Below are 24,962 nucleotides of genomic sequence, written 5' to 3'. Positions count from 1 at the left end.
GCTCGTCGGTGCCCGGCCGCTGTGGCTCTCACGCCTCTGCGGACACCCGTAACCCACAACGTTGAAGCGCGTGCCCCTTTTACGTCACCGCAATGGCTTTTGAGGAACTCTTGGAGGACCCGGTGATTCAGAAGTACCTCCACGATCTGGTCGGCCCGACGGGGATGCCCGTCGCCGCCGCCCCTCCCGACGGCGAGGTTACGGACGAGGAGTTGGCCGAGGAGCTCGGCCTCGAACTCAACGACGTGCGGCGCGCGCTGTTCATCCTCTACGAGAACGACCTGGCGTCATACCGCCGGGTCCGCGACGAGGACTCGGGCTGGCTCACGTACCTCTGGACGTTCCACTACGAGAACATCCCGGAGAACCTCGAGGAGGAGATGTACCGGCTCGTCGACGCTCTCGAGGGGCGCATCGAGTACGAGACCGAACACCAGTTCTACCTGTGTGAGACCTGCTCGCTGCGCTTCGAGTTCGAGGAGGCGATGGAGTTCGGCTTCGAGTGCCCCGAGTGTGGCAGCCAGCTCGAAGCGATGGAGAACACCCGAATGGTCGAGGGGATGGAGTGGCGCCTCGACCAGCTCCGCGAGGAGCTCAACATCGAGGCGGCCTGATGGTCGTCCTCGCAACCAAGTGCTACGTCGAGGGTGACGCCCGCGAGCGGGCACTCGACAGCCTCGACTCGCTGGTCGCCAACGACCTCGCCGAGCTCGACGTCGAGTGGACCATCGGCGTCCTCGACGACGACTTCGTCTCGGTCACCGTCGAGGGCGACGACGAGACGGTCGCCCAGAACCTCCTCCGTGAGCGCTGGGGCGAGATCACCGACCACTTCGACGACGGCGAGACCTACACCGGCACCCTGCGTTACTGGAACGACAAGGGCTGGACGCTCGACGCCGGCCAACCCATCGAGATCGCGACCGACGAACTCGGTCTGGGCCCCGGGACGGCCGAGCAGGTCCGGGACCGATTCGGCGTCGTCCAGCACATGCCCCTGAAGTTCGTCTACGACGCCGACGGGGACCACCGACTCGCCGACGAGAGCCGCGACCTGCTCTACGGCTGGACCCGCGACGAGGACGGCGAGACCGGCGGTCGGCTCAACGTCAACTCGGCGACCCGCGGCGAAGTGCGTGCGACGCTGAACCGCGCGGGCCACGCCCGCGACGTCGTCACCATCGAACGGCTGGGGCTGCTCGAACAGTCCGTCGTCTGCACGGAGGGGACCGACCCACCTGGCCTGCTCGCCAGCGTCGGCACGTACCTCCCGGCCGAACTCAAGTGCGTCGTCCCCTGAGGAACCGATGAACCGTCGACACCTCGGACTGGCCGCGCTGGTCGGGCTGGTCGTTCTGAGTGGCTGCCTCGGCGGCGGCCCCGCGAGCGACGACCGACTCGACCGGGCGCCCGACGCCGCCTACGACTGGGAGACGACCACCGACGTGCACATCACCGTCACCCAGAGCGCCACCTACCGCGCGGTGTACGACGTTTCGGCGATCAACGACAGCCTCCGGCTCTCCACCGGCGGCTTCCTCGGCACCGACACCCCGGTGACGATCCGTTCGTTGCGCTACCGCTACCCCAACGGGACGGTCATCAACGGGTCGGCGTTCGACGACCACGGCGGCTCCGTCGGCACGCAGAACAACGCCCTCGTCATCGAGCCGCCGGGCGATGACGGTCGGCTCGCCTACTCCGGCGACGGCGCGCCCAAGCAGTTCACCCACCCCATCGCCGTCGAGGGTGGCTCCTACACACTCGTGCTGCCGGAGGGCCGCGAGGCGTCCATCCCGCTGTTCGGACGGATCGTCCCCGCGCCGGACTCGACGGCGACCCTCGACGGACGGCTCACCATCACGTGGGGAAGCATCTCCGGGGAGACGATGGCGGTGCGGTACTACCTCCCGCGTGACGTCCAGCTGTTCACCGGCCTGCTGGTCGGACTGCTCGGCGTCGGCGTCGCCGGCGGCGTCTACTACCGTCGCAAGATCCAGGCCCTCCGCGAACAGCGCGAGGAGATGGGCCTGAACGTCGACGTCGAACGGGACGACGACGACGGCCCGCCGCCGGGGATGCGCTGATCCACGGCGACCCCAACCGCCGACGCCTGCCGCCGGCCCCAACCGCGGGACGCGGTCCTTTTTGCGCTCGCGGGCGGTAGCCCGAGTATGTCCAACCGGAACGACGTGCCACCCGGCACCGTCGGAGTCGACCTCCGCGAGGAGGGGATCGTCGTCGAGTACGCCGACGGCCGCGAGACCCTCTACCGGGGCGTCCCCAGCGCCGAACCCGGCTCGATCCGGACCGGGCCCGGCAAGGAGTGTCACCTGCTCGTGACCGACCCGACCGAGACCGAGGGCGTGATGCTCTACATCAACGACCTCAAAACCGAAGACGAGATCCTGGAGGACACCGGCGTCGGCCGAGTGATGCTGGACCCCGACGAGACCGAGGAGGTGTTCCCGGGAGTCACCGCACACCACGGCGAGGCCCGGCGGATCGAGATCGAGGCCGACCCCGAGGTCGCTCGTGGCCGGGTGTTCGTGTTCGTCGAGGACGACTGGGGCGAGCAGAGCTTCGAAATCGTCGCCGAAGACGACGCCTGAGCCCGAAAACCTAACTGCACCCCGTTTGAACCCCGGACCGTTGCTGGGTGACCTCATCGGCGACGTGCTCGTGGAGTTCCTCCCCGAGCACCCGCTGTTCGTCTACGGCGCCCCCGCAGTCGTCTTCGGCGGCGGCCTCCTCGCGCTCGCCGACCCGTTTCCGACACTCGCGGTCGGTCTCGGAACCCTCGCGAGCGGCGCCCTCGCGCTCGCCTACGAGTACACTGGGGTGAGTGCGGCGGAAAACCAGGGATCGACGGCCGACCGAATCGCGGTCGGGGCGTTCGTCGCCGCCGTCGTCGCCTTCGTCGCGTACAGCGAACTGGTGGGCTTGTCGGCGGCGTCGTTCGTGTGGATCGCGGGCGCGGCCACTGGGCTGTTCGCGGGAGCGCTGGTCACCGAATGGGTGGTGCCGGCCATCGCGAGCCGGCGCCGTAGCTGATCGACCGACGTTACTGGTGGTACGAGGGATCGTCGCCGGCACAGTTCTCCTCGTGCTGGCTGGCGTCGCTCTCGTTGTCGAACAGCAGGCCACAGTCCTCACACTGGTACCACGTCATTCCGTCGCGCTCCGTGGCTTCGACCATGTCCCGATGTGGGGCCGGACTGCGTAAATCGCTTCCGGCGACCGGAACGACCCGCTCTCCCCGCGGATCGCTCCCAGTCGCCGGCCGTGGCACTCCGCTGAATCGCCCTTTCCGTAACGTGCAAATGGGTGGCTCTCTCACCGTCGGGTATGCGCGGAGCCCCGACCGAACCCGCCCAGCCCACACAATGACGCTCACCAAACGGGTCATCCCCTGCATCGACGTGGACGTTGACGAGAACGGCGAGCCGGCGGTCTACACCGGCGTCAACTTCGAGAACCTCGACTACACCGGCGACCCGGTGGAGATGGCCAAGCGCTACAACGAGGCCGGCGCCGACGAGTTCGTCTTCCTCGACATCACCGCCAGCGCCGAGGGCCGCGAGACGATGCTCGACACCGTCTCGCAGGTCGCCGACGAGGTGTTCATCCCCCTCACCGTCGGCGGCGGCATCCGCACCACCGACGACGTCAAGGAGACCCTCCGGGCCGGCGCGGACAAGGTCAGCATCAACTCCGGCGCCATCGCCGACCCGAGCCTGATCGACCGCGGCGCCGAGGCCTTCGGCTCCCAGTGTATCGTCATCTCCCTCGACGCCCGCCGGCGCTACGACGAGGGTGGCGAGTACTACGAGCGGGTCAACGGCGAGTCCTGTTGGTTCGAGTGCACCGTCAAGGGCGGCCGCGAGGGTACCGGAATGGACGCCGTCGAGTGGGCCGAGGAGGCCGAGTCCCGCGGTGCCGGCGAACTGTTCGTCAACTCCATCGACAAGGACGGTACCGAGGACGGCTACGACATCCCGCTCACCTCGGCGGTCTGTGACGCCGTCTCGACGCCCGTCATCGCGTCCTCGGGCTGTGGCTCCCCCGCCGACATGTACGAGGTGTTCACCGAGGCCGGCGCCGACGCCGGCCTCGCTGCCTCCATCTTCCACTACGACGAGTACACCATTCAGGAGGTCAAGCAGTACCTCGCCGAGCGCGGTATCCCGGTCCGTCTCTGAGTCGGCTCCTCTCGACCGCCTCTCGCGACCGCGTTCGCCGAGCGCTCGTCGACTTCTTCGCCGTGTGTTCGACGGTTCGACTCCCCGGCTCTGACCCCGGTCCCACGCAACCGGTTAGTGCACGTCATGCGGTTCGTGGCTGCTCCGCGCGCCGACCCGGAGGGCCGCGAGGCCGCCGACGGCGATCACGAACCAGTAACCCGAGAGCCGGTAGAGCAGCGCGATCGCGCCGGCCGTCGCCGCCGACACGCCGGTCAGTCCCGTGAGCAGTCCCACGATGGCCGCCTCGACCCCGCCGACGCCGCCGGGGGTCGGGACGACGCTGGCGAGCGTACTCGTCGGGACGACGAACGCCACCAACAGCGGATCGAGGTGGACCCCCAGTGCCTTCGCGGCGAACCACATCGGCGCCGCGAACAGCGTCCACCCGACGTACGACAGGACGAACAGTTCCACCAGCCGCCACCGCGCGTTCCCGAAGCGGTCCAGCAACAGGAAGAACTCCGTTACCCGGCGTTCGATCCCAGTCGGATCGACGTGGCTCGTCCGGGCGGAGAGCCACGTCGCGGCCCGGGTGACGGTGCCGACGACACGCTCGCTCTGGTGCCACAGTACCAGAGCGAGCAGCGGGAGGGCGACACACAGCCCCCCGATGGCGGCGAGGAACGGCGTCACCTCACCGGGAACGTCGCCGCGCCGGGCCACCGCGAGGGCGCCGACGCCGGCGAAGGTGAGCATCGGGGCGACGTTGAACGTACTCACCGTGGCGACCGTCGCCAGCGCCTCCCGATAGGGCGCGCGGTGGTCCGTCGAGAGGACGTACGCCGACACCGGGGCGCCGCTGGTGCGCCCGAGCGGCGTGACGTAGTTGACGAACGTGGCGGCGTAGTAGTCGACGACCAGCGACGACCACGGGATCCGCACGCCGACGCCCGCGAGAACCCGCTGCCAACTGCCGGTCCACGTCCCGAGACAGAGCAGCGTCGAGGCCGCGCCGGCAGCGATCCACCGCGGGTCGGCCTCGCCGAGCGTCTCGGTGACGGCCGCCCAGCCGAGGACGCGTCCGAACAGGTAGATCACCAGCCCCGCGAGGGCAAAGCCCGCGCCGGACTTGAGCAGCGTCTCCCGGTCGGCGACGGTCGTCATTCACCCCGACTACACAGAGGACTCGGAAAGAAGTTTCAGACGGCGGCGTCCTCGAACGCGGCCCGCAGCGTGTCGGTCTTCGCGCTCACGTCCCCGGCGGCCTCCTCGAGCACGTCGAGGGGGTCGGCGCCGTCCTCGGTCTTGACCGAGAGGATCGGGTCGGTCTGGCCCCCCGACTGCTCGGGGTTCACGTCGTAGGTCGCGGCGGCGACTTTGTCGTTCTCCAGCAGGGTGCCCTTCAGCACGTTCATGAACGTGTGCCCCTCGCCGGCGACCTCGATGCGGAGTTCCTCCTCGGTTTTCTCGATGACCCGCAGTTCCATGCCTCTGGGTTGTCGGGGTCGGCGTTTGAGTGTTACGCCTCGGTGATTTCGACCGTCGGACGCCGGATGGGACGGATTCAACTACGCCGGCCGCCTCCACCGGGTATGGACGCATTCGCCCCGGCCAGCGTGACGGCCGTGTTCGCGCCCGACGATGTCGCCGACGGCGCCCGCGGTGCGAGCGTCGCCCTCGAAGCCGGCGTCACCGTCGCCGTGGAGGCAGCGACCGAGTCCGCCGTCACCGTCGACGGTGAGCCCACGAGCTTCGAGCCCGTCGAGGGGCTCCTCGATCGCCTCGGCGTCGCCGCTCTCGTCGACGTACAGCCCGAGGTCCCCATCGGCGCCGGCTTCGGCGCCAGCGGCGCGGCGACGCTGGCGACCGCGCTCGCGGCGAACGAACGGTTCGACCTCGGCCACGCCCGCGAGGAACTGCTCGAACACAGTCACGCGGCGGAGGTCGACGCCGGCACCGGTCTCGGCGACGTGTACGTACAGGAGGCCGGCGGGCTGGTCTACAACGTGGGGAGCGGCCGCCAGCGCGTCGAGACCGACGCACCCGTCGAGTTCGCCTCCTACGGCGGGCTCCCGACCGCCGACGCGCTCGCCGACGAGGCGCTGATGGCGGCGGTGCGCGAGGAGGGTGGGGCGGTGCTCGACTCGCTCCCTGAGCCGCCGACCGTTCGGGACGTCGTCGGGGAGTCGTGGCCGTTCGCCGAGGCTCTCGGCCTCCCGACCGACCGAGTCGCCGCCGACGTGGTCCGCGTCGAGGACGCCGGCGGCGTCGCCACGATGGCGATGTTGGGCGAGACGGTGCTCGCCGTCGGCGCCGAGGACGTGCTGCCGAACCGAACCCGGGTCTCGACGGCCGGCGCGCGACTGCTGTAGCGCGTTCCGGGAGACGCTGACCGGGACCACCATATTCAAGCCGGGAACGCCCCCTGTCAGGGCATGGACGGCCACGCCGCCGCGCCCGGTGCGGGCACGGTGCTCAACGCGCTCGCCACGGGGCGAGGCTCGGCGTTCGCGCTCGACATCGAGACCAGCGCCCACGTCGAACTCGACGGCTCCGGCGCCGTGTCGGGTACGATCGACGGTCAGCCCGACGCCGACACCGAACTGATCGAGCGCTGCGTGACCCTCGCGGTCGAGCGCTGGGGCGACGACCCGGCCGCCGCCGACCTTCCCGCTGCCGACCCGGCCGCGGTCGGTGGCACGGTCCGAACCGAGAGCGAGGTACCGACCGCGGCGGGTCTGAAGAGTTCCTCGGCGGCCGCGAACGCGACCGTACTGGCGACCGCCGACGCCCTCGGGCTCGCGGGCATCGTCGACCACGAGGAGGCCTGCCGGATCGGCGTCGCCGCCGCCCGCGAGGCGGGCGTCACCGTCACCGGGGCGTTCGACGACGCCAGCGCGTCGATGCTCGGCGGGCTCACCGTCACCGACAACACCGCGGACGAACTGCTCGCCCGCGAGGAGGTCGACTGGGCGGCGCTGGTCTGGACCCCGCCCGAGCGAGCGTACTCGGCCGACGCCGACGCCGACCGCTGTGAACTGGTGGCACCGATGGCCCGATTGGTCGAAACGCTCGCACTCGACGGCGAGTACGGCCGGGCGATGACGGTCAACGGTCTCGCCTTCTCGGCGGCGCTGGGCTTCTCGGCCGACCCCGCCGTCGAGGCGATGCCCCACGTCGAGGGCGTCTCGCTCTCGGGGACCGGCCCGAGCGTCGTCGCCGTCGGCGAGCCCGAGGGGCTCGAAGCGGTCGAGGAGCGCTGGAGCGAGCGGCCGGGCGAGACGTTGCGGACCGAGACCCGACCCACCGGAGGCAGATACCTATGAGCGAACGCACACCCGACGACATGACTCTGGACGAACTGCGCGAGGAGATCCAGCAGATCGACCGCGAACTGGTCGAACTGATCGCCCAGCGAACCTACGTCGCCGACACCATCGCCGACGTGAAAGCCCAGCAGGACCTCCCGACGACCGACGAAAGTCAGGAGCAGGCCGTGATGGACCGGGCCGGCGAGAACGCCGAGCGCTTCGACGTGGAGTCGAACCTCGTGAAGGCCATCTTCCGACTGCTGATCGAACTGAACAAGGTCGAACAGCGAGAGAGTCGGTAGCAGGGACATGGTGCTTGCGGGCTCACCGTTCGCGCACCGTCCTGCCCCTCCTTACCGGACCTATCGGGCACACTATCGGAACCATTACCCGTCTACTGCGCCACGCTCGGCGACCGTGACCGAGCCGGTCCGCCGACTGGGACCGGAGCCGCCCGCACCGTCTGATTCGCCGATCGGCGGTCGGAGTAAACAGAAAAACCCGTAAATACCCCCCACGTATCTACCGAGAGACACCCCCTGTCCGCGACGGGGAGGCACGTATATGGCTCGCCGTCGCGTATCCGCGTCCGTTCTCACCGCGCCGTCGCGGACAGGGGGAGCACCACCATGGCTCACTCAGACATCTCGAACGTCGTGCTCGTCACGGTCGACTCGCTGCGAGCGGATGCGGTCGGTGCCTACGACGACGACCGCCACACCCCCGTGTTCGACGACCTTGCCGAGCGCGGGACGACGTTCGACCACGCCTTTGCGACCGGGAACTGGACCCCCTTCTCGTTCCCGTCGATCCTCGCGTCCCGTCCCGTCTTCGCCGACACCGGCCGCATCGGCGTCGACGGCGTCGAGACGCTCGCTGAGACCCTCGCCGACGCCGGGGTCTCGACGGCCGGCTTCAACGCCGCCAACGGCTTCCTGACCTCCCACTGGGGCTACGACGACGGCTTCGAGGAGTTCGAGCCGTTCGTCGCCAGCGTCGGCTCCAGCATCTACAGCAAGTACCTCGCGACCCACCCGACCGTCGAGGCGTGGCTCCAGTTCGCCACCTCGCCGATCCGGCGGCTCGGTTCGTGGCTCCGCGGCGGCACCGACGAGCGACCGTTCCTCGACACCTCGCGGATGTTCGACGTTGAGCACGCCGCGACGGACTACATCGAAGGGACGGACGGTCCGTTCTTCCTCTGGCTCCACTACATGGACGCCCACACGCCGTACGTCCCAGCCCCCCGCTACATCCGGGAGGTCTCCGACGGCCTGCTCGGCACCCACCGGATGATCCACGCCCACACCCGCACGGGGCTTGGCTGGAACGTCGGCGAGCGAACGCTCCGTGACCTCCGCACGCTCTACCAGGCGGCGGTCCGGCAGGTCGACGCCAGCGTCGGCCGCGTGCTCGACACTCTGGAGGCCGCGGGCGTCGCCGAGGAGACGGCGGTCATCGTCGTCGGCGACCACGGTGAGGAGTTCCAGGAACACGGCCACCTCGCTCACTACCCGAAGCTCTACGACGAACTGATCCACGTCCCGCTGATCGTGAACCTCCCCGGCGAGGACGGCGGCCGCGTTTCCCAGCAGGTCGGCCTCGACGGCATCCCGCCGACGGTGGCGGAGCTGTTGGGTGTCGACGCCCCCGACTCGTGGGAGGGAACGAGCTTCACGCCGAGTGTCGTCGACGACGGGCCACCGGCCGACGAACCGCCGGCCGACGAGCCGGTCGTCTCGGTCACGGTCCGGGGCGAGGAGGTGACCAGCCAGCCGATCCCGCGCTCGCTCGAGGACGGCGACCTGTTCGTCAGCGTCCGCGACGCCGAGTGGACCTACATCCGGAACGTCGACACGGGCGACCAGGAGCTCTACAGTCGCCCCGACGACCCCGAGCAGGCGACGAACCTCGTGTCCGATCCCACCCCCGACCAGCAGGAGGTGATCGAGGAGTTCGACGCCATCGCACGCGCCCACGCCGAACGCCTCCGTACCCACGACGGGGCGGGCGACGACGGCGAGGTCGACGAGGACCTCGAACACCGTCTGGAGGCGTTGGGCTACCGATAGATGCTCCGTTCGTACTTGCGCAGCCTCCTGAGCGGTCCGCTCGCCGTTCAGCTTCGACGGTACACGATGGTCGGTGCGAGCACCGCCGGCGTCCAGATGCTGTTGCTCTGGCTGTTCGTCGACCGCGGCGGGATGAACTACCTCGTCGGGGCGACCATCGCCATCGAGATCACGATCGTGATGACGTACGTCCTCAACAACGCCTGGACGTTCGCGGCGATGCAGAACTCCGGGGTCCGGGCGTACCTGACGGGGCTGCTCAAGACGAACCTCGTCCGCGGGACCGCCATCCCGATCCAACTCGGCGTGCTCTACGGGCTGGTCGACTGGCTCGGCATCCAGTACCTGCTGGCCAACGCGGTCGCCATCCTCCTCAGCGGTGTCTACCGGTACGTCCTCGACGTGCGGTGGACGTGGGGCCGGACCTGAGTGCGGTCCCGGAGTGACACCAAACACGGCGACGGCAGTCGGGTTCGGGGCATAGTCTTATCCGAATCAGTAGTGTTCGCCAGTGTGGGATGCCGGGAGACATCGTCTTCGTCTGTACGACCGAGGAGTGTGACGCGGGTCCGTGGGAGGGCTCGCACGACGCGATGGCACACTGCGCGGAGCATCGGGGACACGCCTACACCGGCCGGCCGGCCGAGGAGGTCGACGCCGAGCCGTTGCCGGCGACGCCGACCGAGGCGCGGGACAACCGAAACCTCCAGCACAAGGGGGATCCGGAGGGCGCGACCAGCGACTGAGCGCTCGTCCTCGCTTCGCTGGAGTTAACGTCGGCAGGCCACTCGACCACGTATGAGCAACTATCACGTCGTGATGGAGGCAGCGTGGCTCGTGCGAGACGTCGAGGACATCGACGACGCCATCGGCGTCGCCGTCTCGGAGTCGGGTCGCCGACTCAACGAGGCCGACAAGGAGTACGTCGACGTCGAGGTCGGGCTGACCGACTGCCCGGCCTGTGGCGAGCCGTTCGACTCCGCGTTCATCGCCGCGAGCAGCGCCCTCGTCGGACTGGTGCTCGAGATCGACATCTTCAACGCCGAGAACGAGGAGCACGCCACCCGCATCGCCAAGAGCGAGGTCGGGGGCGCCCTGCGTGACGTGCCGCTCGAAGTCATCCAGACCATCGAGACCGGCGAAGGCGACGACGACGACGAGTAACGGCGGCGTCGAACCCGTTCAGCCGGTGGACCGTTCCCCCGGCGCGCTCCGAAACGCTTTCAAATTACCCCTAGTTATTCGCGGGCATGGAACTGCCGACACCCGAGGACCTGCGCGAGCGGCGGAACGCGGTCGGGTTGACCCAGTCCGCACTGGCCGAACGCGCCGACGTGTCCCAGCCGCTGATCGCCCGCGTCGAGAACGACGACGTGGACCCGCGGCTCTCGACGCTCCGACGGATCGTCGAGGCCCTCGACGCCGCCGAGGGCGAGGTCGTCCGCGCCACGGACCTCATGCACGAGGACGTGGTCAACGTCAGCCCGGACGACTCGGTGAGCGACGCGGTCGACCTGATGGACGAGGAGGCGTTCTCACAGCTGCCGGTGATCCAGAACGGCGTCCCGGTGGGATCGATCTCCCAGTCGGACGTGATCCACGCCGGCGAGAACGTCGGCGACCTTCCCGTCGCCGAGGTGATGAGCGAGTCGTTCCCGACCGTCGGCGCCGACGCGACTGTCGACGAGGTCCGGAACCTGCTCGACCACTACAAGGCAGTCATCGTCACCGACGGCGGCGAGGCCGTCGGGATCATCACGGAAGCCGATATCGCCAGCCACCTCTCCTGATCGGTCGGCGCCAGCGAAGAAACCCCGCTTGTCGCCGCCTATAGCTCCAGCCCGCGGATCGCCACGCCGTCGCCCTCCTCGACGTGCCCGATCACGCGCCCGTCGGTCTCGCCGGCCAGCGCGTCGGCCTCCTCGGGGTCGACGGCGGCGACGAAGCCGGTGCCCATGTTGAACGTCCGGTGCATCTCCTCGTCGCTCACGTCGCCGAGGTCCTGCACGAAGTCAAAGACCTCTCTCGGCGGCCACGGGTCCTCGATCTCGTAGTGGAACTCGCCGAGCCGGTCGAGGTTCGTCCAGCCGCCGCCGGTGACGTGGGCCGCCGCGCGGACGCCGTGTGCGCGCATCGGGTCCAGCAGGTCGGTGTAGAGCCGGGTCGGCTCCAGCAGAGCGTCGCCGACGGCGTCGTAGCGCTCGCCAGGGTAGGGGTCGGTGTACTGGTACTCGCGGGTGACGGCCTCGCGAGCGAGCGTGAGGCCGTTCGAGTGGATGCCCGAGGACTCCCAGCCCACGAGCGCGTCGCCCGGTTCGGCGCTCCCCTCGAAGACGGCGTCCTTCGCAGCGAGCCCCGCGCAGGTGCCCGCGAGGTCGAGCCCGCGGATCACTTCCGGCATCACCGCCGTCTCGCCGCCGACCAGTTCGAGGTCGGCAGCCTCGGCGCCGGCGGCGAGGCCCTGGCCGACCTGCTCGGCGAACGTCTCGTCGGGTTCGTCGACGGCGAGGTAGTCGACGAACGCCACCGGGCGCACGCCCGCCGCCACGAGGTCGTTGGCGTTCATCGCGATGCAGTCGATCCCCACCGTCGAGTAGTCACGCATGGCCTCGGCCACGAGCAGTTTCGTGCCGACGCCGTCGGTCGCCAGCGCGAGGTAGCGGTCGCCGATGTCGAGCAGCCCCGCGTAGTCGCTGTCGGTGCCTTCCCCGGCGGCGCCGGCGGCCCCGACCAGCGCCGCCGTCGCGGCCTCACTGTCGGCGATGTCGACACCCGCGTCGGCGTAGGTCAGCCCCTCCTCGTCGGTCATGGCTGAAGCGGCGGGAGGGTGGCGCAAAAGCCCTCCGACTCAGAAGCCGACACCGAGCACGAACACGACGAACACCGTGATCGCGGCGCTGGGCAGGAAGGCGCCGACCCACGCAAGCTTGCTCCAGTCGAGGATGGTCTTCCCGTCGAGGGCGCCGAAGGGGATGAGGTTGAACGCGGCGAGGAACAGATTGACCGCCAGCCCGCGACCACCCAGAAGCGTCAGCAGGTCGATCCCGGCGACGAGACCGCCGATCCAGATCGGGACGAAGATTGCCGCGAGCACGAGGTTGACGACCGGGCCGGCCAGCGCGATCAGGCCGTGCTGGCGCTCGGTGATCCGGCCGCGGTGGTGGACTGCACCCGGCGCGGCGAAGATGAAGCCGAGGAAGGCGCTCATCACCGCGAGGAACAGCATGTTGTAGTCAGCTTTGAACGCGGCGACGTTGCCGTACCTGACCGCCACGACCTTGTGGCCGAGTTCGTGGAGCAGGAACCCCACGCCGGCGGTCAGCAGCGAGACGACGAGCGCGACGGCGAAGCCGCCGGGGTTCCCGGTGATCAGCGAGACGGCGGCGTTCCCGCCGCCGGCGAAGAAGACCGCGAACGCGAAGCCGAGCGCGAGCCACGCAATCAGCAGGTCCTGTAGCTCCGAGGCAGAGAAGCGCAGCGACGGCTCGAAGCCGCCGCGTCCGTCGACGTCGCCCCGAGGCGCGCTCATGCGACCCACCCCCAGATCGTCCGAGCGCTGTTCTGGGCCCCGTCGATCAGCAGTTCGGGGACCGCCGCCACGCCGCCGATGTCTCCGAAGAACGCCGGCAGGACGTAAAGCGCGAACAGGAACGAAGCGATGAAGCTCCCGATGTTCGTCAGGCCGACGATCATGATGAGTTTGAACAGCGGCACCGCGAACATCTGCCGGATCAGCTCCCCGATCGGCGTCTCCTGATCGTCGAGCAGCCGGTTCAGCGTCTCGATGTCGCCGACGTTGACCGTCGTGTAGCGCAGTTCAACGTAGCCCGCGAACCAGCCCGGGGCCAGCAGCGGATTGACCGATGTGAGCCACGCGACCGAGCCGCCGACCAGCGCCGACGGCCAGCGTGCGCCCGCCAACCGCGCCAGCCCCGCGGCGAAGACGCCGTTGACGACGAACCACGCGGCGAACAGTTCGAGCAGGAAGCGGTTCTCGACGCCCGCCATCGCCAGCAGCACGAAGAAGGCCACGAACGCGCCGGTGATACCGACCGCGATGATCTTCCCCCACGGGAGGAGGCTCTCTTCCTCGCCCGTGAGCGTCTCCTTGGGCGGCAGCGTCCCGGGGCGTTCGAGGTAGCCCTCGATCCCCTCCCGGTGGCCGGCGCCGACGACAGCGACCACGTCCTTTCCCTGCTCGCGCAGGGCCACGAGGTTGTGGGCGATGAACGCGTCGCGCTCGTCGATCAGCGCCTCGGCGCCGCCGGGGGAGAACTGCCGGAACTCCTCCATCATCGCCGTCACCACGTCGGAGTCGGTCAGCTCCTGCGGGTCGAACGCCTCCAGTTCCTCGTCGGCCGGCTCGCCGCTCCCGAGGAACACGCTCATCAGGGCGGCGACGACGCCACCGACGACGAGCCCCCCGCCGAGCCCGAGCGTCATCGACCCGACCGCGGTGATCACGAAGTCGCCGAGGTAACGGGTCACGAGCGGGTCAGTCAGCCCGAGTCCGAACCCGCCGACCGCGCCGACCGCGAACCCGCCGCCGCCGGCGACGCCGAGTGCCAGCGCGTCGTCCTCAAGCGCCCGGAACGTGACCTCCGAGAGGAGGTAGCCCGAGACCAGCGCCAGCAGCGCCCCGCCGGTGAGGCTCACCAGCAGCGGCTGAGTGATCCCGAGCGCACCGCCGAAGATACCCAGCAGCGGGCCGACGACGACCCCGACGAGCAGGCCGAAGGTGACGCCGCCGATCCGGGGATCGGTGATCCCGAACGCCAGCGAGCCGACCACCCGTAGCTTCTCGAACAGCGTCATACGGTCCCAGAAGCGCCGGACCGTCTCCTGGATGTCCCGGTCGACGAGCTCGATATCGATGCCGTGTTCCTCGGCAGTCTCGACGGCCGCCAGTAGCTCGGCGCCGGGCTGGATGTCGAAGCGGTCGCCCATCCGGGCCTGGACGTAGGAGAGCATCCAGTAGGCGAGGAACTGGAAGACGGTGTTGCCCTCCAGCAGGTCGCCCGCTGAGAGGTCCTCGGGCTCCTCACCGCGCATCTGGCTGTAGCGGCCCTCGTCCAACTCCACGGCGACCACGTCCGGTTGCTCCTCCTCGATGGTCTCCTCGACCTCCCGGACGCTCTCGGCGGAGACGTGCGCGGTCCCGACGACCCGCACGCTGCCGTCCGATTCACTCATTGGCAGCGGTTCGGCGCCCACGGGCCTTTACCGTGACGAACCGCGGTCCCGTCCCTCCCAGTCGGCGTCAGGCCGCCTCGACGCTGGATCGCCGTGATCGGTAGCTCCGGTGTACGACTATGCCAGCCCCACAGACGCGAGGAGGGCCAGCACGAAGCGGCGGGACACCCCGAACCGTTTTGCTCGCCGCAGTCACAGTTTCAGTCATGTTCCGGAACCGCGAGACTCACGCCCGATCACCCGCCCACGAGGTGGCCCTCGACTGCCTCGCGGCCGGGATCCGGGGCGTCGACCCCGAGCGTGCGACCCGTAGCGCCCTCTCGGCCACCGACGGCCGCCTCGAAATCGCCAGCGACCAGCGAACGAGCGTCCCCCTCGCCGACTACGATCGGATCCTCGTCCTCGGCGGGGGGAAGGCGGCCGCCGGCATGGTCCGGGCGGTCGACGACTGTCTCGGCGACCGGATCACCGACGGCCTGATCGTCGTCCCGGAGGACGACCCCGAAGTCGGCGAATCGATCGGGGCCGTCGAGATCGCGGGCGGCGGCCACCCCGTTCCCACGCCCGAGGGCGTCGACGCCACCGAACGGCTGCTCGAACTGGCCGAGTCGGCCGACGAGCGGACGCTCGTGCTCGCGGTCGTCACCGGCGGCGCGAGCGCTCTGCTGGCTGCGCCCGCGGGGGACCTCTCCGTGGGTGACCTCCGGCGGACCAGCCGCGCGCTGCTCGACAGCGGCGCAGAGATCGGCGAGATCAACGCGGTCCGCAAGCACCTCTCCCGGATCAAGGGGGGACGGCTCGCGACCGCCGTCGAGCCCGGAACGGTGGTCGGCCTCGCGATCAGTGACGTGATCGGCGACGCGCCCTCCGTGATCGGCTCCGGGCCGGTTGCCCCGGACGAGACCACCTACGAGGACGCGCTGGCGGTCCTCACGCGGTACGGCGTCGACGTGCCGGAGGCCCGTACGCACCTCGACGCCGGTTCGGCGGGCGACTACGACGAGACGCCCGGTCGGGACTCGACGGTCGCCGACGCGATCACGCTCGTCGTCGCCAGCAACCGGACGGCTATCGACGCCGCGGCCGAGGCCGCCCGGGAGGCGGGCTACGAGCCATGCGTGCTCTCCGCTCGTGTGCGTGGCGGTGCCCGCGACGCCGCGCCGACTCACGTCGCCATCGCCGAGGAAGCCGCGGTCGCGGACGAACCGGTCGAACCCCCGGCTGTCCTCCTCTCGGGTGGCGAGACGACGGTCGACGTCCACGGCGAGGGCGAGGGGGGTCCGAACACGGAGTTCGCGCTCGCGGCGGCGCTGGCGCTCGCGGAGGCGCCGGACGACGCGGGTGCCACCGTGGTGGTCGCGAGCGTCGACACCGACGGCCGCGACGGCGACACCGACGCCGCGGGTGGACTGATCGACGCCGGCACCGTCACCGATACCGACGCCGCGCGGGAGGCGCTCGACCGGAACGACTCCCTGCCCTTCCTCGACGCGCGGGGCGCCGCCCTCGTCACCGGCGCGACCGGGACCAACGTCGACGACCTCAGGGTGCTCGTGATCCCGGACAACTGACCACAGGGAGGGGACAGAGTTTCAACCCAGCGTGTAAAACTGGGACTGCATGGTCGACCTCCTACCCTCCACCCCGGACGCCGACCCCGACCCCGAACCACGGGTGCTCGGCGTCGACAGCGACGAGGCGGGCGAAACCCTCGCCGCGCTCTCCTCGGACACCGCCCGGTCGATGTTGCGGGCGTTCCACGACGACCCCGCCACCCCCTCGGGCATCGCCGACCGACAGGACCTCTCGCTGCAGAACGCCCAGTACCACATCGGCAAACTCGAAGACGCCGGCCTGATCGAGCCGGTGGACACGGTCTACTCGGAGAAGGGCCGCGAGATGCAGGTGTACGGCCCGGCGGACGCGCCGCTGATCGTCTACGCCGGCACCGAGGACGACACGACCGGCCTGAAAGCCGCCCTCTCCAGACTCATCGGCGCCATCGCGGCGCTGGGGCTGACGAGCGTACTCGTACAGGCGTACTTCGGCGACCTGTCGTTGCCGTTCGGGACCGCCAGCGCCCCGCCGGCCGATCAGGGAGCTGACGCCGACCTCGCGGCGACGGCGTCGTCGACACCGACGCCGACGCCGGAGAGCGGTGGCGGCATAAGCATCGCGGAGGCGACGCCCACGCCGACCGCGGAGGCCGTTGCCACTTCGACGCAGGCCGCCGAGCCGACCAGTTCGGCGGCAGCCCAGGCGGCGATTTCCCTCCCGCCGGGACTCCTCTTCTTCCTCGGCGGGCTGACGGTGTTACTCGGCGTCGGCGCCGTCTGGTGGCTCCGGAGCCGGTGAGCCGCCGGCGCGCGGTCCCGGCATCCGGCGTATAACCAAGTGGGCCGCGGGCGTAGCGTCGGTATGAGTTCCGACGGCAACACCTTGGAGTGGCCGGTTCTCGCCAGCACGTCGGTAATCCTGCTCCCGATGCTCGCCATCGTCCTCCTGATCCCCATACTGGTCGGGTTGCCCAGCGACACGGGACCCGTCGACTCGACGCTCACGGACGCCCTCGTCGTCGGCTGGCTCGTCGTCGTCTTCGTCGTGTTCGTTCTGGGTACCGCTACCGCCGCTCGGTTGGTCCGAGAGGGACGACGGGATGCCGCCCGGGACGCGCTCCGGCTGGCACTCGCTCGGGGGGAAGTGAGTCCCGACGAGTACCGGGAGCGCGCGGGGCTTCTCGAGTCAGAGAACTGAATAGTGAGGCCCGTAGGGGTCCGAACGCCGACGTTACAGGTACGGCGGGCGTTCGGGCTCGTCGGTGGAAGGGGCGTCAGCGGGGCGGTCCTCGACGTCGACCTCGGTGCCGCCGTCGGCACCGAAGACGGTCTCGTCACGGTCCTCGGGGTAGTCACGCGCCGTCAACTCAGTCGGGCCGTCGACGGGGCGGTCCTCGCTCTGGGCGTCGACGGTGTAGTCGAACTCGCTCGCGGCCGCCCCGGGGTCGGCGCCGACCTGAGCGTCGGGGTCGTACGCGAACACGGCGCTCACGCCGAGCACCGCCAGCGCGACCGGCTGTTCGACGGGCATCAGGCCGAGCACTTCGATGGCCAGGACACCCAGTGCCACCGAACTCCCGAAGCGGAAGCGGTCCAGATCCACGACGCCACGTAGCTGCGGCGCCGCGAGCGCGACGGCGAGGGCGAACGCGACGCCCGTGCCGGCGGCGCCGGCGGCCGCCAGCAGCGTCGAGGGTTCGACGGTGACGACCAACTCCGCCCCGGCGGGACGGACGCTGGCGATCAGCCCGAACACGATCACGGTGCCGGGGCTGGGGATGTAGGTCCCGATCTCGGCGCTCGCGGTCTTGGCGGCGATGGCGAGGATCACCACCGCGGCGAAGCGCTGGAAGGTAGCGAAGTCGAGTACCGAACGGAGCGTCTCCGCGAACGCCGCCTCGACGACGGCGACCGGGATCAACACCGCACCGAGCAGGAGGACGGAGGAGACCTTCTCGGCGCGGGAGCCGTCCATCTCGGCGAGGATGACGGCGACGGTCGCCGAGCCACCGAAGATGAGGAGGCCGGTCTGGATGACGCCGCCCGGGTCGAGGGCGCCGGCTTCGGTCGTCAGCGCGCCGGCGATGACCAGCGCGGGGAAGATCCCGTCGACGAGGGGGAGCCCCATGACGGTCGCGAGGAGCTTAGTCGGGCCGCCGACGCGTTGCTGGAGGCGAAGCGCTATCGGGTGGTCAGAGACACTCACGACTAGCTGGCGGCCTCACCCGTGGCCGAACGGCGTTGATCTCCCGATTCCGGATAGCCGCCGAAGAACGTGGATCCTGTAAATGTCGGGAGTGGACTTCGAAGTGTTCGCCACGTCGGTTTCGGGGAATCGACGGCGCGTGCGTTCGGGTGGCCGGCGATACGCGACGTGGCGGAACAGTCGACGTCCATACCTACTGATTCTTCCGAGAACCCGATAAACGTTGCGTGAGAGAGACCCCCATAACCACACCCGTATCTTCGGCAAAACTGGCCGTTCGTCTACGACCCATCGCCGTTCGGGGGCAAAAACTGAAGATACGTCGATCATCGAGGTCCCGTTCGGGGTCGCTCCCCGCCGACGGCAGGTAGCGGGTCTATCACGGCTGTTCACCCGTGTGGGCGGGAGCCATGGGGCCGTTCGTCTCGGAACGTTTTTGGGCCGAGACCCGCCACCGGCTACATGGAGAGCAACGAGTCGGAACCCTTCTCGGAGAAGCTACGAGTACCGGAGGCACTGACGTTCGACGACGTCCTACTGCGCCCGATGGAGAGCCGCGTCGAACCCGACGCGGCGGACGTGTCGACGCGCGTCTCGAAGAACGTCGAACTCCAGATCCCCATCCTCTCGGCGGCGATGGACACTGTCACCGAGGCCGGCATGGCCATCGGGATGGCCCGCGAGGGCGGCCTGGGCGTCCTCCACCAGAACATGACGACCGACGAGATGGAGGCGTCCATCACGCAGGTCAAGCGCGCCGACGAACTCGTGATCCGACGCGAGAACGTCGTCACCGCCGCCCCGGAGGCGACGATCAGCGACGTCGACGCGATGATGGAGCGCGAGGGCGTCTCCGGCGCGCCCGTCGTCGACGACGAGGACACCGTGCTGGGGATCATCTCCGGCACCGACATCCGTCCCTACCTCGAGGTCGGCGAGAGCGACGAGGTCCGCGAGGCGATGACCGACGAAGTCGTCACCGCCCCCGAGGACGTGAGCGCCCGCGACGCGCTCGAACTGATGTACGACCACAAGATCGAACGCGTCCCCATCGTCGACGACGAGGAGCACCTCGTCGGCCTCGTGACGATGCAGGGGATCCTCGCTCGCCGTGAGAACGAGAACGCCGCCCGCGACGAGGACGGCCGCCTCCGCGTCGGTGTCGCCGTCGGCCCGTTCGACGACGAGCGCGCCGTCACCGCCGACGAGGCGGGCGCCGACGTGCTGTTCATCGACTGTGCCCACGCCCACAACCTCAACGTCCTCGACTCGGCGCGCGCCATCGCCGAGACCGTCGACGCCGACGTGGTCGTCGGCAACGTCGGGACCAAGGAGGCCGCCGAGGCCGCCGTCGACTTCGCCGACGGCCTCAAGGTCGGCATCGGGCCGGGCAGCATCTGCACCACCCGCGTCGTCTCCGGCGCCGGGATGCCCCAGATCACCGCCGTCGCACAGGTCGCCGACGTGGCGAGCGAGCACGACGTGCCCGTCATCGCCGACGGGGGGATCCGCTACTCCGGCGACGCGATCAAGGCCATCGCCGCCGGCGCCGACGCGGTGATGCTCGGCTCCTACTTCGCCGGCACCGACGAGGCGCCCGGCCGCGTCATCACGATGAACGGCAAGAAGTACAAGCAGTACCGCGGGATGGGCTCCGTCGGCGCGATGCAGTCCGGCGGCGGCGAGCGCTACCTCAAGGAGGAGAACGACGAGGAGTACGTCCCCGAGGGCGTCGAGGCGGCGACGCCCTACACGGGCACGCTGGCCTCCGAACTCCACCAGCTCGTCGGCGGCATGCAGTCGGGGATGGGCTACGTCGGCGCCGAAACGATCCCGGCGTTCAAGGAGCGCGCCGAGTTCGTCCGCGTCTCCTCGGCCGGCCAGACCGAGGGCCACCCCCACGACGTGATGATCACCGACGAGGCACCCAACTACAGCCCGAGCGAGTAACCCGATCGGTGGCCCTCGGGGATCACGGGCCACGAAGGGGTATTTTGATATAGACGGACGACTGTCTTCTGGCAGAGCCAACTGCTCCCAGTATCCGATGAGCGAAGACCTCCCTCTCGTGCTCGTCGTCGAGGACGAGTCCGATCTGGCCGATCTCTATGCCGCGTGGCTCGGCAATAGCTACCGCGTTCGCACCGCGTACGGCGGTCGCGAAGCCCTCGAGAACCTCGACGCCGAGGTGGACGTGGTGCTGCTCGACCGGCGCATGCCCGGCCTCTCGGGCGACGAGGTGCTCGACGCCATCGGCGAGCGCGGCATCGACTGTCAGGTCGCGATGGTGACCGCGGTCGAACCCGACTTCGACGTGCTCCAGATGGGCTTCGACGACTACCTCGTCAAGCCGGTCGCCCGGGAGGAGCTTCTCGACACCGTCGGCGACTTAGAGCGCCGAAGTACGTACGACGCCGGGGTCCAAGAGCTGTTCTCGCTGGCCTCGAAGAAGGCGCTGCTCGAGTCCGAGAAGACCGACACCGAACTCGACGAGAACGCGGAGTACCAGGAGCTCGAAGCCCGTCTGGCCGAACTCCGCGAGGACCTCGACACGACCATCTCCTCGATGGATGATCAGAAGGCCTTCGACTCGCTGTTCCGCGAGTTCGAGGAGGTCGACGACCCCTTCGACGACGGCGTCGAGCGGTCGGCCGGTGACGTCGACGAGGACCCCTTCGGCGGCGTCCAGGAGTAGTTCAAAGGGGGAGCCGACGCCCGACGTGTTCCGATACAGCCCGCTCGAACAGCGCCGTCGCCGCCGCGGCATCGAGCACGGCCGAGCCGACTGAGCCGACCACGAGCACGTCGTCCGCCGATTCCCGCCCCGCAGACCCCGCAACGACCGCCGATAGCGGCGTGAACGCCGACGCGTCGTGGGCTGGGAAGTCGCCGGTCCCCGCCGCCTCTTCGGGAACGTCCGCGAACAGTCGCGCGGCCCGCGAGACTGTCGCCTCGTCCAGTTCGCGCATCTCGGCAGTGTACGCGCCGACGGCGACGACGAGGGTTCCCGGTGCCAGTGCGTCGCCGGGGAACACCGGCTCGGTCGCCGTCGTCGCCGTGACCACCACGTCCGCGTTCGAGACTGCCGCTCGGGGGGAGTCAACCGCCCCGGCGTCGATACCCGCCCCTCGGAGGTCCGCAGCACACGCCTCCCGCGACTCACTCGGCGAGTAGACCCGCGCTCGCTCCACGCCCCGAGCGGCGTCGATAGCCCGCGCCTGCCAACGGGCCTGTGTGCCGGCGCCGATGATCCCCAGCCGGACCGCCCCGTCACCGGGCGCCAGCCGTTTCGCCGACAGCCCGCCGATACAGCCGGTCCGGGCGTTCGTGATCCGGGTACCAGCCAGCAGCCCGGCCGGCTCCCCGGTTCGGGCGTCGGTGAGTACGATCTGGGCTTGCACCGTCGGCAGCCCGCGGTCGGCGTTCCTCTCGTGGACACTCGCAAGCTTGGTAGCGTAGTGGTCGTCGCCGTGGATGTACGCCGGCATCGTGAGCCCCGTCCCGAGCGGCTCCTCACCGTCGAGCCCGGCGCCGACCGGGAAGTGGGGGCGCTCCGGCCGTTCGGTCTCGCCGCGGCCCTGTTTGCGGAGGGCCCGCTCGACCTCCGGTAGCAGTTCCCCGAGGTCCAGCAGGCTCGCAACGTCGTCGTCGGAGAGCACGCGCATACGTTCCCCTGCGGGCGGCAGGGGAAAGCTCTTGGCCGCCGCCAGGGGTGTCCGCCACAGCCGCGACCCAGTACCGCTCGATCACTCCTCGCCCCGTGCCAGTACTCGCCGGCGTGACACGGCTGATTCCGCGACGTTCGGCACAACGGTTTTTGCCCGTCGGGCTTCAGCCTCCGCTATGCGAGTCGTTATCGTGGGTGGCGGGATCGTCGGGCTGTCGAGTGCCGTCGCCCTCGCCGACCGCGGCGTCGACGTGGTGATCTGTGAGCGCGGGAGCCTCGGGGACGGGAGCACGTCGCGGGCGCTGGGCGGCATCCGGGCGCAGTTCTCGACGGCGGTTAACGTCGACCTCACGCTCGCGAGCCTGCCGGTCTGGGAGTCCTTCGAGGAGCGGTTCGGGGTCGACATCTCCTTCCGCCAGACGGGCTACCTGATGCTCGCACGCACCGAGGAAACCGCGGCGGGACTGGAGCAACAGGTCGCCATGCAGCGCGAGCGCGGGGCCGAGACCGACCTCCTCTCGCCCGCGGAGGCGACCGACTACTGCACGGGCGTCGACCCCGACACTCTCACGGCGGCGACGTACCACGCTCGCGACGGCTTCGCGGACCCGTACCTCGCGCTGCAGGGGTTCGCCGACGCCGCCCGCGAGGCGGGTGTCGACATCCGGACCGGCACCGCCGTCACCGACGTTCGACTCGACGGCGACCGCGTCGTCGGCGTCGACGTGAACGGGGATGGCGCGCCGAGCGACGGGGCGATCGACGCCGACGCGGTGGTCAACGCCGCTGGCCCGTGGGCCGCCGAACTGGCCGCGATGGCCGGAGTCGACGTTCCGGTCGAGCCACACCGCCGGCAGGCGGTCGTCGTCGACCCCGAGCGGCCGGTTCCCGAGGACGACCCGCTCACCATCGACCTCGAAACGAGTTCGCACTTCCGCCCGGAGCGGGAGGGTGCCGCGGTCGTCGGGGGCTACTTCGCCGACGAGCCGGAGACCCCTTTGCCGGACGCCTACTCGGACACGCACGACCTCCCCTGGGCCGTCGACGCCGTCGAGCGAGCGGGGGTTTACTGTGACTACTTCGGCGAGGACACGCGCCTGAAGCGCGGGTGGGCCGGGCTCTACGCGGTCACGCCGGACCACCACCCGATCATCGAGGAGTCGGTGCCGGGGTTCGTCCAAGCGATCGGGTTCTCCGGCCACGGTTTCCAGCACTCGCCGGCGACCGGGCAGGTCGTCGCCGAACTGCTCCTCGACGGCGAGGCGTCGACGGTCGACGTGAGCGCGCTGGGGAGCGACCGCTTCGAGTCGGGCGACCTCCTCCACGAGCGCAACGTGGCCTGAACGGCGCCACACTCATCTCCCCGCCCCGCATCGTGACTGGCGATGACTGACACGGAGTCACTGAAGCGACGGGTCCGGGACACGATCGACGAACACGACGAGGCGATCCTCGACCTCGCGAAGTCCGTCCACGCGGAGCCGGAACTGGGCTACAAGGAGACTGAGACCACCCGGAAAGTCGCCGAAGCGTTCGAGGGCCTCGGCCTCGACGTGGAGACGGAACTGGCCGTTACCGGCGCCCGAGCGCGTGCCGGGGGGCGCAACGACGCAGACGCCGACACCGCCGACGCCGAGGACGACGAGTTCGTCTTCGCGGTCCTCGGCGAACTCGACGCGCTCGTCAACCCCGGCCACCCCGCGGCGGACCCAGAGACCGGCGCCTGCCACGCCTGCGGCCACGAGGCGCAGTTGGCGAACCTCGTCGGTGCCGCCTACGGACTGGTCGCCTCGGGCGTCGTCGCCGACCTCCCGGGCGCGGTGGAGTTCATCGCCGTCCCGGCCGAGGAGTACCTCGATCTGGAGTACCGCCGCGGCCTGCTCGACTCGGGGGAGATCGAGTTCTTCGGCGGCAAACAGGAACTGATCCGCCGGGGCTACTTCGACGACGTGGACTGTGCGGCGATGATCCACGCCGCCAGCGACACGCCCGAACGAGAGGTCAGCAGTGACTTCTCTTCGAACGGCTTCGTCGGCAAGACCGTCCAGTACGAGGGCCGGGAGTCCCACGCCGGGGGCGCGCCCGAGGAGGGGATCAACGCGCTCAACGCCGCGATGGCGGGGATGAACGCCGTCAACGCCAACCGCGAGACGTTCGCCGACGAGGACCACGTCCGGGTCCACCCCATCGTCACGAACGGCGGCGACGGCGTCAACGTCGTCCCCGCGGACGTGCGCATGGAGTCCTACGTCCGCGCCAAGAGCGTCGACGCCATCGAGGACGCCAACGGGACGACAAACCGCGCACTCGAGTCCGGCGCGATGGCCGTCGGCGCCAACGTCACCATCGAGGACTTCCCGGGCTACCTCCCGCTCCGAACCGACGAGACGCTCGTGACGGCGTTCAACGGCAACGCCCGCGACGTGATCGGCGAGGACGCCGTCTTCGGCGAGCACCAGCACGTCACCGGTTCGACGGACATGGGCGACGTGAGTCAGATCGTCCCCTCGGTCCACCCGTGGACCGGCGGCTTCGAGGGGTCGGCCCACTCCACCGAGTTCGGCGCCGTCGACGAGGAGATGGCCTACCTCCTCCCCGCGAAGGTGACGGCGTCGATGGTCGTCGACGTGCTCGCCGACCCCGAGAAGCGTGCGGCCGTCCGGGAGGCGAAAGCCGGCAAACGGTCGACCGACGAGTACCTCGAAATCGTCCGCCGGATGCGCAACACCCGCGAGGCGGCGTACATGGGCGAGTAGCGTCGGTACCGGCGAAA

At 69.7% G+C, this 24,962-nt stretch carries 29 protein-coding genes; 21 read left to right on the top strand and 8 right to left on the bottom strand.

Annotated features, from left to right (window positions below):
* Positions 1–92: 92 nt before the first annotated feature.
* The 5 genes from tfe (at position 93) to NO998_RS09495 (ending at position 3,054) form a co-directional block, all read left to right on the top strand.
* Positions 93–614, top strand: a complete 522-nt coding sequence (gene tfe / locus NO998_RS09515) for a transcription factor E (RefSeq protein ID WP_267646883.1) — start codon at positions 93–95, stop codon at positions 612–614.
* Entirely contained in the window at positions 614–1,300 is a 687-nt protein-coding gene (locus NO998_RS09510; protein WP_267646882.1) for a DUF2110 family protein, read from the top strand. Before tfe ends, NO998_RS09510 begins: the two co-directional genes overlap by 1 nt.
* A 7-nt stretch (positions 1,301–1,307) precedes the next feature.
* A complete protein-coding gene (locus tag NO998_RS09505; protein ID WP_267646881.1) occupies positions 1,308–2,087 on the top strand; it encodes a DUF5803 family protein in 780 nt (259 codons plus the stop codon).
* Between the two features lie 87 nt (positions 2,088–2,174).
* A complete protein-coding gene (locus NO998_RS09500; protein ID WP_267646880.1) occupies positions 2,175–2,612 on the top strand; it encodes a DUF5796 family protein in 438 nt (145 codons plus the stop codon).
* A 25-nt stretch (positions 2,613–2,637) separates the two neighbouring features.
* On the top strand, positions 2,638–3,054 hold the full coding sequence (locus tag NO998_RS09495) for a hypothetical protein (protein ID WP_267646879.1): 417 nt from the start codon (positions 2,638–2,640) through the stop codon (positions 3,052–3,054).
* Positions 3,055–3,064: 10 nt separating this feature from the next.
* On the opposite strand, the gene NO998_RS09490 is transcribed toward NO998_RS09495, so the two are convergent.
* Positions 3,065–3,199, bottom strand: coding sequence for a DUF7128 family protein (locus NO998_RS09490; protein WP_267646878.1), 135 nt, complete (start codon positions 3,197–3,199; stop codon positions 3,065–3,067).
* Between the two features lie 187 nt (positions 3,200–3,386).
* Here NO998_RS09490 and hisF point away from each other — a divergent pair, with 187 nt between their 5' ends.
* A complete protein-coding gene (gene hisF, locus NO998_RS09485) occupies positions 3,387–4,202 on the top strand; it encodes an imidazole glycerol phosphate synthase subunit HisF (protein ID WP_267646877.1) in 816 nt (271 codons plus the stop codon).
* Between the two features lie 114 nt (positions 4,203–4,316).
* Here the strand turns inward: hisF and NO998_RS09480 are convergent, their stop codons facing one another.
* A complete protein-coding gene (locus NO998_RS09480; RefSeq protein ID WP_267646876.1) occupies positions 4,317–5,348 on the bottom strand; it encodes a lysylphosphatidylglycerol synthase transmembrane domain-containing protein in 1,032 nt (343 codons plus the stop codon).
* 35 nt (positions 5,349–5,383) lie between these two features.
* Entirely contained in the window at positions 5,384–5,671 is a 288-nt protein-coding gene (locus NO998_RS09475) for a DNA-directed RNA polymerase subunit L (RefSeq protein ID WP_267646875.1), read from the bottom strand.
* A 105-nt stretch (positions 5,672–5,776) separates the two neighbouring features.
* Between NO998_RS09475 and NO998_RS09470 the strand changes: the two genes are divergently transcribed.
* From NO998_RS09470 to NO998_RS09435, 8 genes are all read left to right on the top strand, one after another.
* The gene (locus NO998_RS09470; RefSeq protein ID WP_267646874.1) at positions 5,777–6,556 is read left to right on the top strand and encodes a GHMP family kinase ATP-binding protein; all 780 of its coding nucleotides are present in this window, start codon (positions 5,777–5,779) and stop codon (positions 6,554–6,556) included.
* 63 nt (positions 6,557–6,619) lie between these two features.
* Positions 6,620–7,510 carry a shikimate kinase gene (locus tag NO998_RS09465; RefSeq protein ID WP_267646873.1) on the top strand — a complete coding sequence of 297 codons (891 nt, stop codon included), beginning with the start codon at positions 6,620–6,622 and terminating at the stop codon, positions 7,508–7,510.
* Positions 7,507–7,797 (top strand): chorismate mutase, encoded by a 291-nt coding sequence (locus NO998_RS09460; RefSeq protein ID WP_267646872.1) that lies wholly within the window; start codon positions 7,507–7,509, stop codon positions 7,795–7,797. Before NO998_RS09465 ends, NO998_RS09460 begins: the two co-directional genes overlap by 4 nt.
* 327 nt (positions 7,798–8,124) lie before the next feature.
* The gene (locus NO998_RS09455; RefSeq protein ID WP_267646871.1) at positions 8,125–9,567 is read left to right on the top strand and encodes a sulfatase; all 1,443 of its coding nucleotides are present in this window, start codon (positions 8,125–8,127) and stop codon (positions 9,565–9,567) included.
* Entirely contained in the window at positions 9,568–9,996 is a 429-nt protein-coding gene (locus NO998_RS09450) for a GtrA family protein (RefSeq protein ID WP_267646870.1), read from the top strand.
* An 89-nt stretch (positions 9,997–10,085) separates the two neighbouring features.
* Entirely contained in the window at positions 10,086–10,313 is a 228-nt protein-coding gene (locus tag NO998_RS09445; protein WP_267646868.1) for a hypothetical protein, read from the top strand.
* Between the two features lie 52 nt (positions 10,314–10,365).
* Entirely contained in the window at positions 10,366–10,731 is a 366-nt protein-coding gene (locus NO998_RS09440; protein ID WP_267646867.1) for a DUF555 domain-containing protein, read from the top strand.
* Positions 10,732–10,817: 86 nt separating this feature from the next.
* On the top strand, positions 10,818–11,357 hold the full coding sequence (locus tag NO998_RS09435) for a CBS domain-containing protein (protein ID WP_267646866.1): 540 nt from the start codon (positions 10,818–10,820) through the stop codon (positions 11,355–11,357).
* Between the two features lie 38 nt (positions 11,358–11,395).
* Here the strand turns inward: NO998_RS09435 and purM are convergent, their stop codons facing one another.
* From purM to NO998_RS09420, 3 genes are read right to left on the bottom strand one after another with little or no spacing between them, the layout of a single operon-like run.
* The gene (purM, locus tag NO998_RS09430; protein WP_267646865.1) at positions 11,396–12,376 is read right to left on the bottom strand and encodes a phosphoribosylformylglycinamidine cyclo-ligase; all 981 of its coding nucleotides are present in this window, start codon (positions 12,374–12,376) and stop codon (positions 11,396–11,398) included.
* A 39-nt stretch (positions 12,377–12,415) separates the two neighbouring features.
* Positions 12,416–13,096: a zinc metalloprotease gene (locus tag NO998_RS09425; protein ID WP_267646864.1), complete on the bottom strand. Its 681-nt coding sequence runs from the start codon at positions 13,094–13,096 to the stop codon at positions 12,416–12,418.
* The gene (locus tag NO998_RS09420) at positions 13,093–14,760 is read right to left on the bottom strand and encodes a TraB/GumN family protein (protein WP_267646863.1); all 1,668 of its coding nucleotides are present in this window, start codon (positions 14,758–14,760) and stop codon (positions 13,093–13,095) included. Before NO998_RS09420 ends, NO998_RS09425 begins: the two co-directional genes overlap by 4 nt.
* Before the next feature lie 206 nt (positions 14,761–14,966).
* Here NO998_RS09420 and NO998_RS09415 point away from each other — a divergent pair, with 206 nt between their 5' ends.
* The 3 genes from NO998_RS09415 to NO998_RS09405 all read left to right on the top strand — a co-directional run bounded on the left by NO998_RS09415 (position 14,967) and on the right by NO998_RS09405 (position 17,514).
* The gene (locus NO998_RS09415; RefSeq protein ID WP_267646862.1) at positions 14,967–16,331 is read left to right on the top strand and encodes a glycerate kinase type-2 family protein; all 1,365 of its coding nucleotides are present in this window, start codon (positions 14,967–14,969) and stop codon (positions 16,329–16,331) included.
* Between the two features lie 49 nt (positions 16,332–16,380).
* Complete coding sequence (locus NO998_RS09410) at positions 16,381–17,115, top strand: ArsR/SmtB family transcription factor (protein WP_267646861.1); 735 nt, start codon at positions 16,381–16,383, stop codon at positions 17,113–17,115.
* Positions 17,116–17,178: 63 nt separating this feature from the next.
* Positions 17,179–17,514: an SHOCT domain-containing protein gene (locus tag NO998_RS09405; RefSeq protein ID WP_267646860.1), complete on the top strand. Its 336-nt coding sequence runs from the start codon at positions 17,179–17,181 to the stop codon at positions 17,512–17,514.
* 33 nt (positions 17,515–17,547) lie between these two features.
* Here the strand turns inward: NO998_RS09405 and NO998_RS09400 are convergent, their stop codons facing one another.
* A complete protein-coding gene (locus NO998_RS09400) occupies positions 17,548–18,522 on the bottom strand; it encodes a DUF5794 domain-containing protein (protein ID WP_267646858.1) in 975 nt (324 codons plus the stop codon).
* 462 nt (positions 18,523–18,984) lie between these two features.
* Here NO998_RS09400 and guaB point away from each other — a divergent pair, with 462 nt between their 5' ends.
* The gene (gene guaB / locus NO998_RS09395; protein WP_267646857.1) at positions 18,985–20,472 is read left to right on the top strand and encodes an IMP dehydrogenase; all 1,488 of its coding nucleotides are present in this window, start codon (positions 18,985–18,987) and stop codon (positions 20,470–20,472) included.
* Positions 20,473–20,569: 97 nt separating this feature from the next.
* A complete protein-coding gene (locus NO998_RS09390; protein ID WP_267646856.1) occupies positions 20,570–21,217 on the top strand; it encodes a HalX domain-containing protein in 648 nt (215 codons plus the stop codon).
* A 1-nt stretch (position 21,218) separates the two neighbouring features.
* Here the strand turns inward: NO998_RS09390 and NO998_RS09385 are convergent, their stop codons facing one another.
* Positions 21,219–22,187 carry an ornithine cyclodeaminase family protein gene (locus tag NO998_RS09385; RefSeq protein WP_267646855.1) on the bottom strand — a complete coding sequence of 323 codons (969 nt, stop codon included), beginning with the start codon at positions 22,185–22,187 and terminating at the stop codon, positions 21,219–21,221.
* Positions 22,188–22,365: 178 nt separating this feature from the next.
* Here NO998_RS09385 and NO998_RS09380 point away from each other — a divergent pair, with 178 nt between their 5' ends.
* On the top strand, positions 22,366–23,532 hold the full coding sequence (locus tag NO998_RS09380; protein ID WP_267646854.1) for an NAD(P)/FAD-dependent oxidoreductase: 1,167 nt from the start codon (positions 22,366–22,368) through the stop codon (positions 23,530–23,532).
* A gap of 42 nt (positions 23,533–23,574) precedes the next feature.
* Positions 23,575–24,945 carry an amidohydrolase gene (locus NO998_RS09375; RefSeq protein ID WP_267646853.1) on the top strand — a complete coding sequence of 457 codons (1,371 nt, stop codon included), beginning with the start codon at positions 23,575–23,577 and terminating at the stop codon, positions 24,943–24,945.
* The last annotated feature ends 17 nt before the right edge of the window (positions 24,946–24,962 follow it).

Origin of the sequence: Halolamina litorea, assembly GCF_026616205.1 — an archaeon.
In the GTDB taxonomy this organism is placed as follows: Archaea; Halobacteriota; Halobacteria; order Halobacteriales; family Haloferacaceae; genus Halolamina; species Halolamina litorea.
The sequence above is the reverse complement of the archived record's forward strand: the minus strand, read 5'-3'. Positions and strand labels throughout refer to the sequence as shown.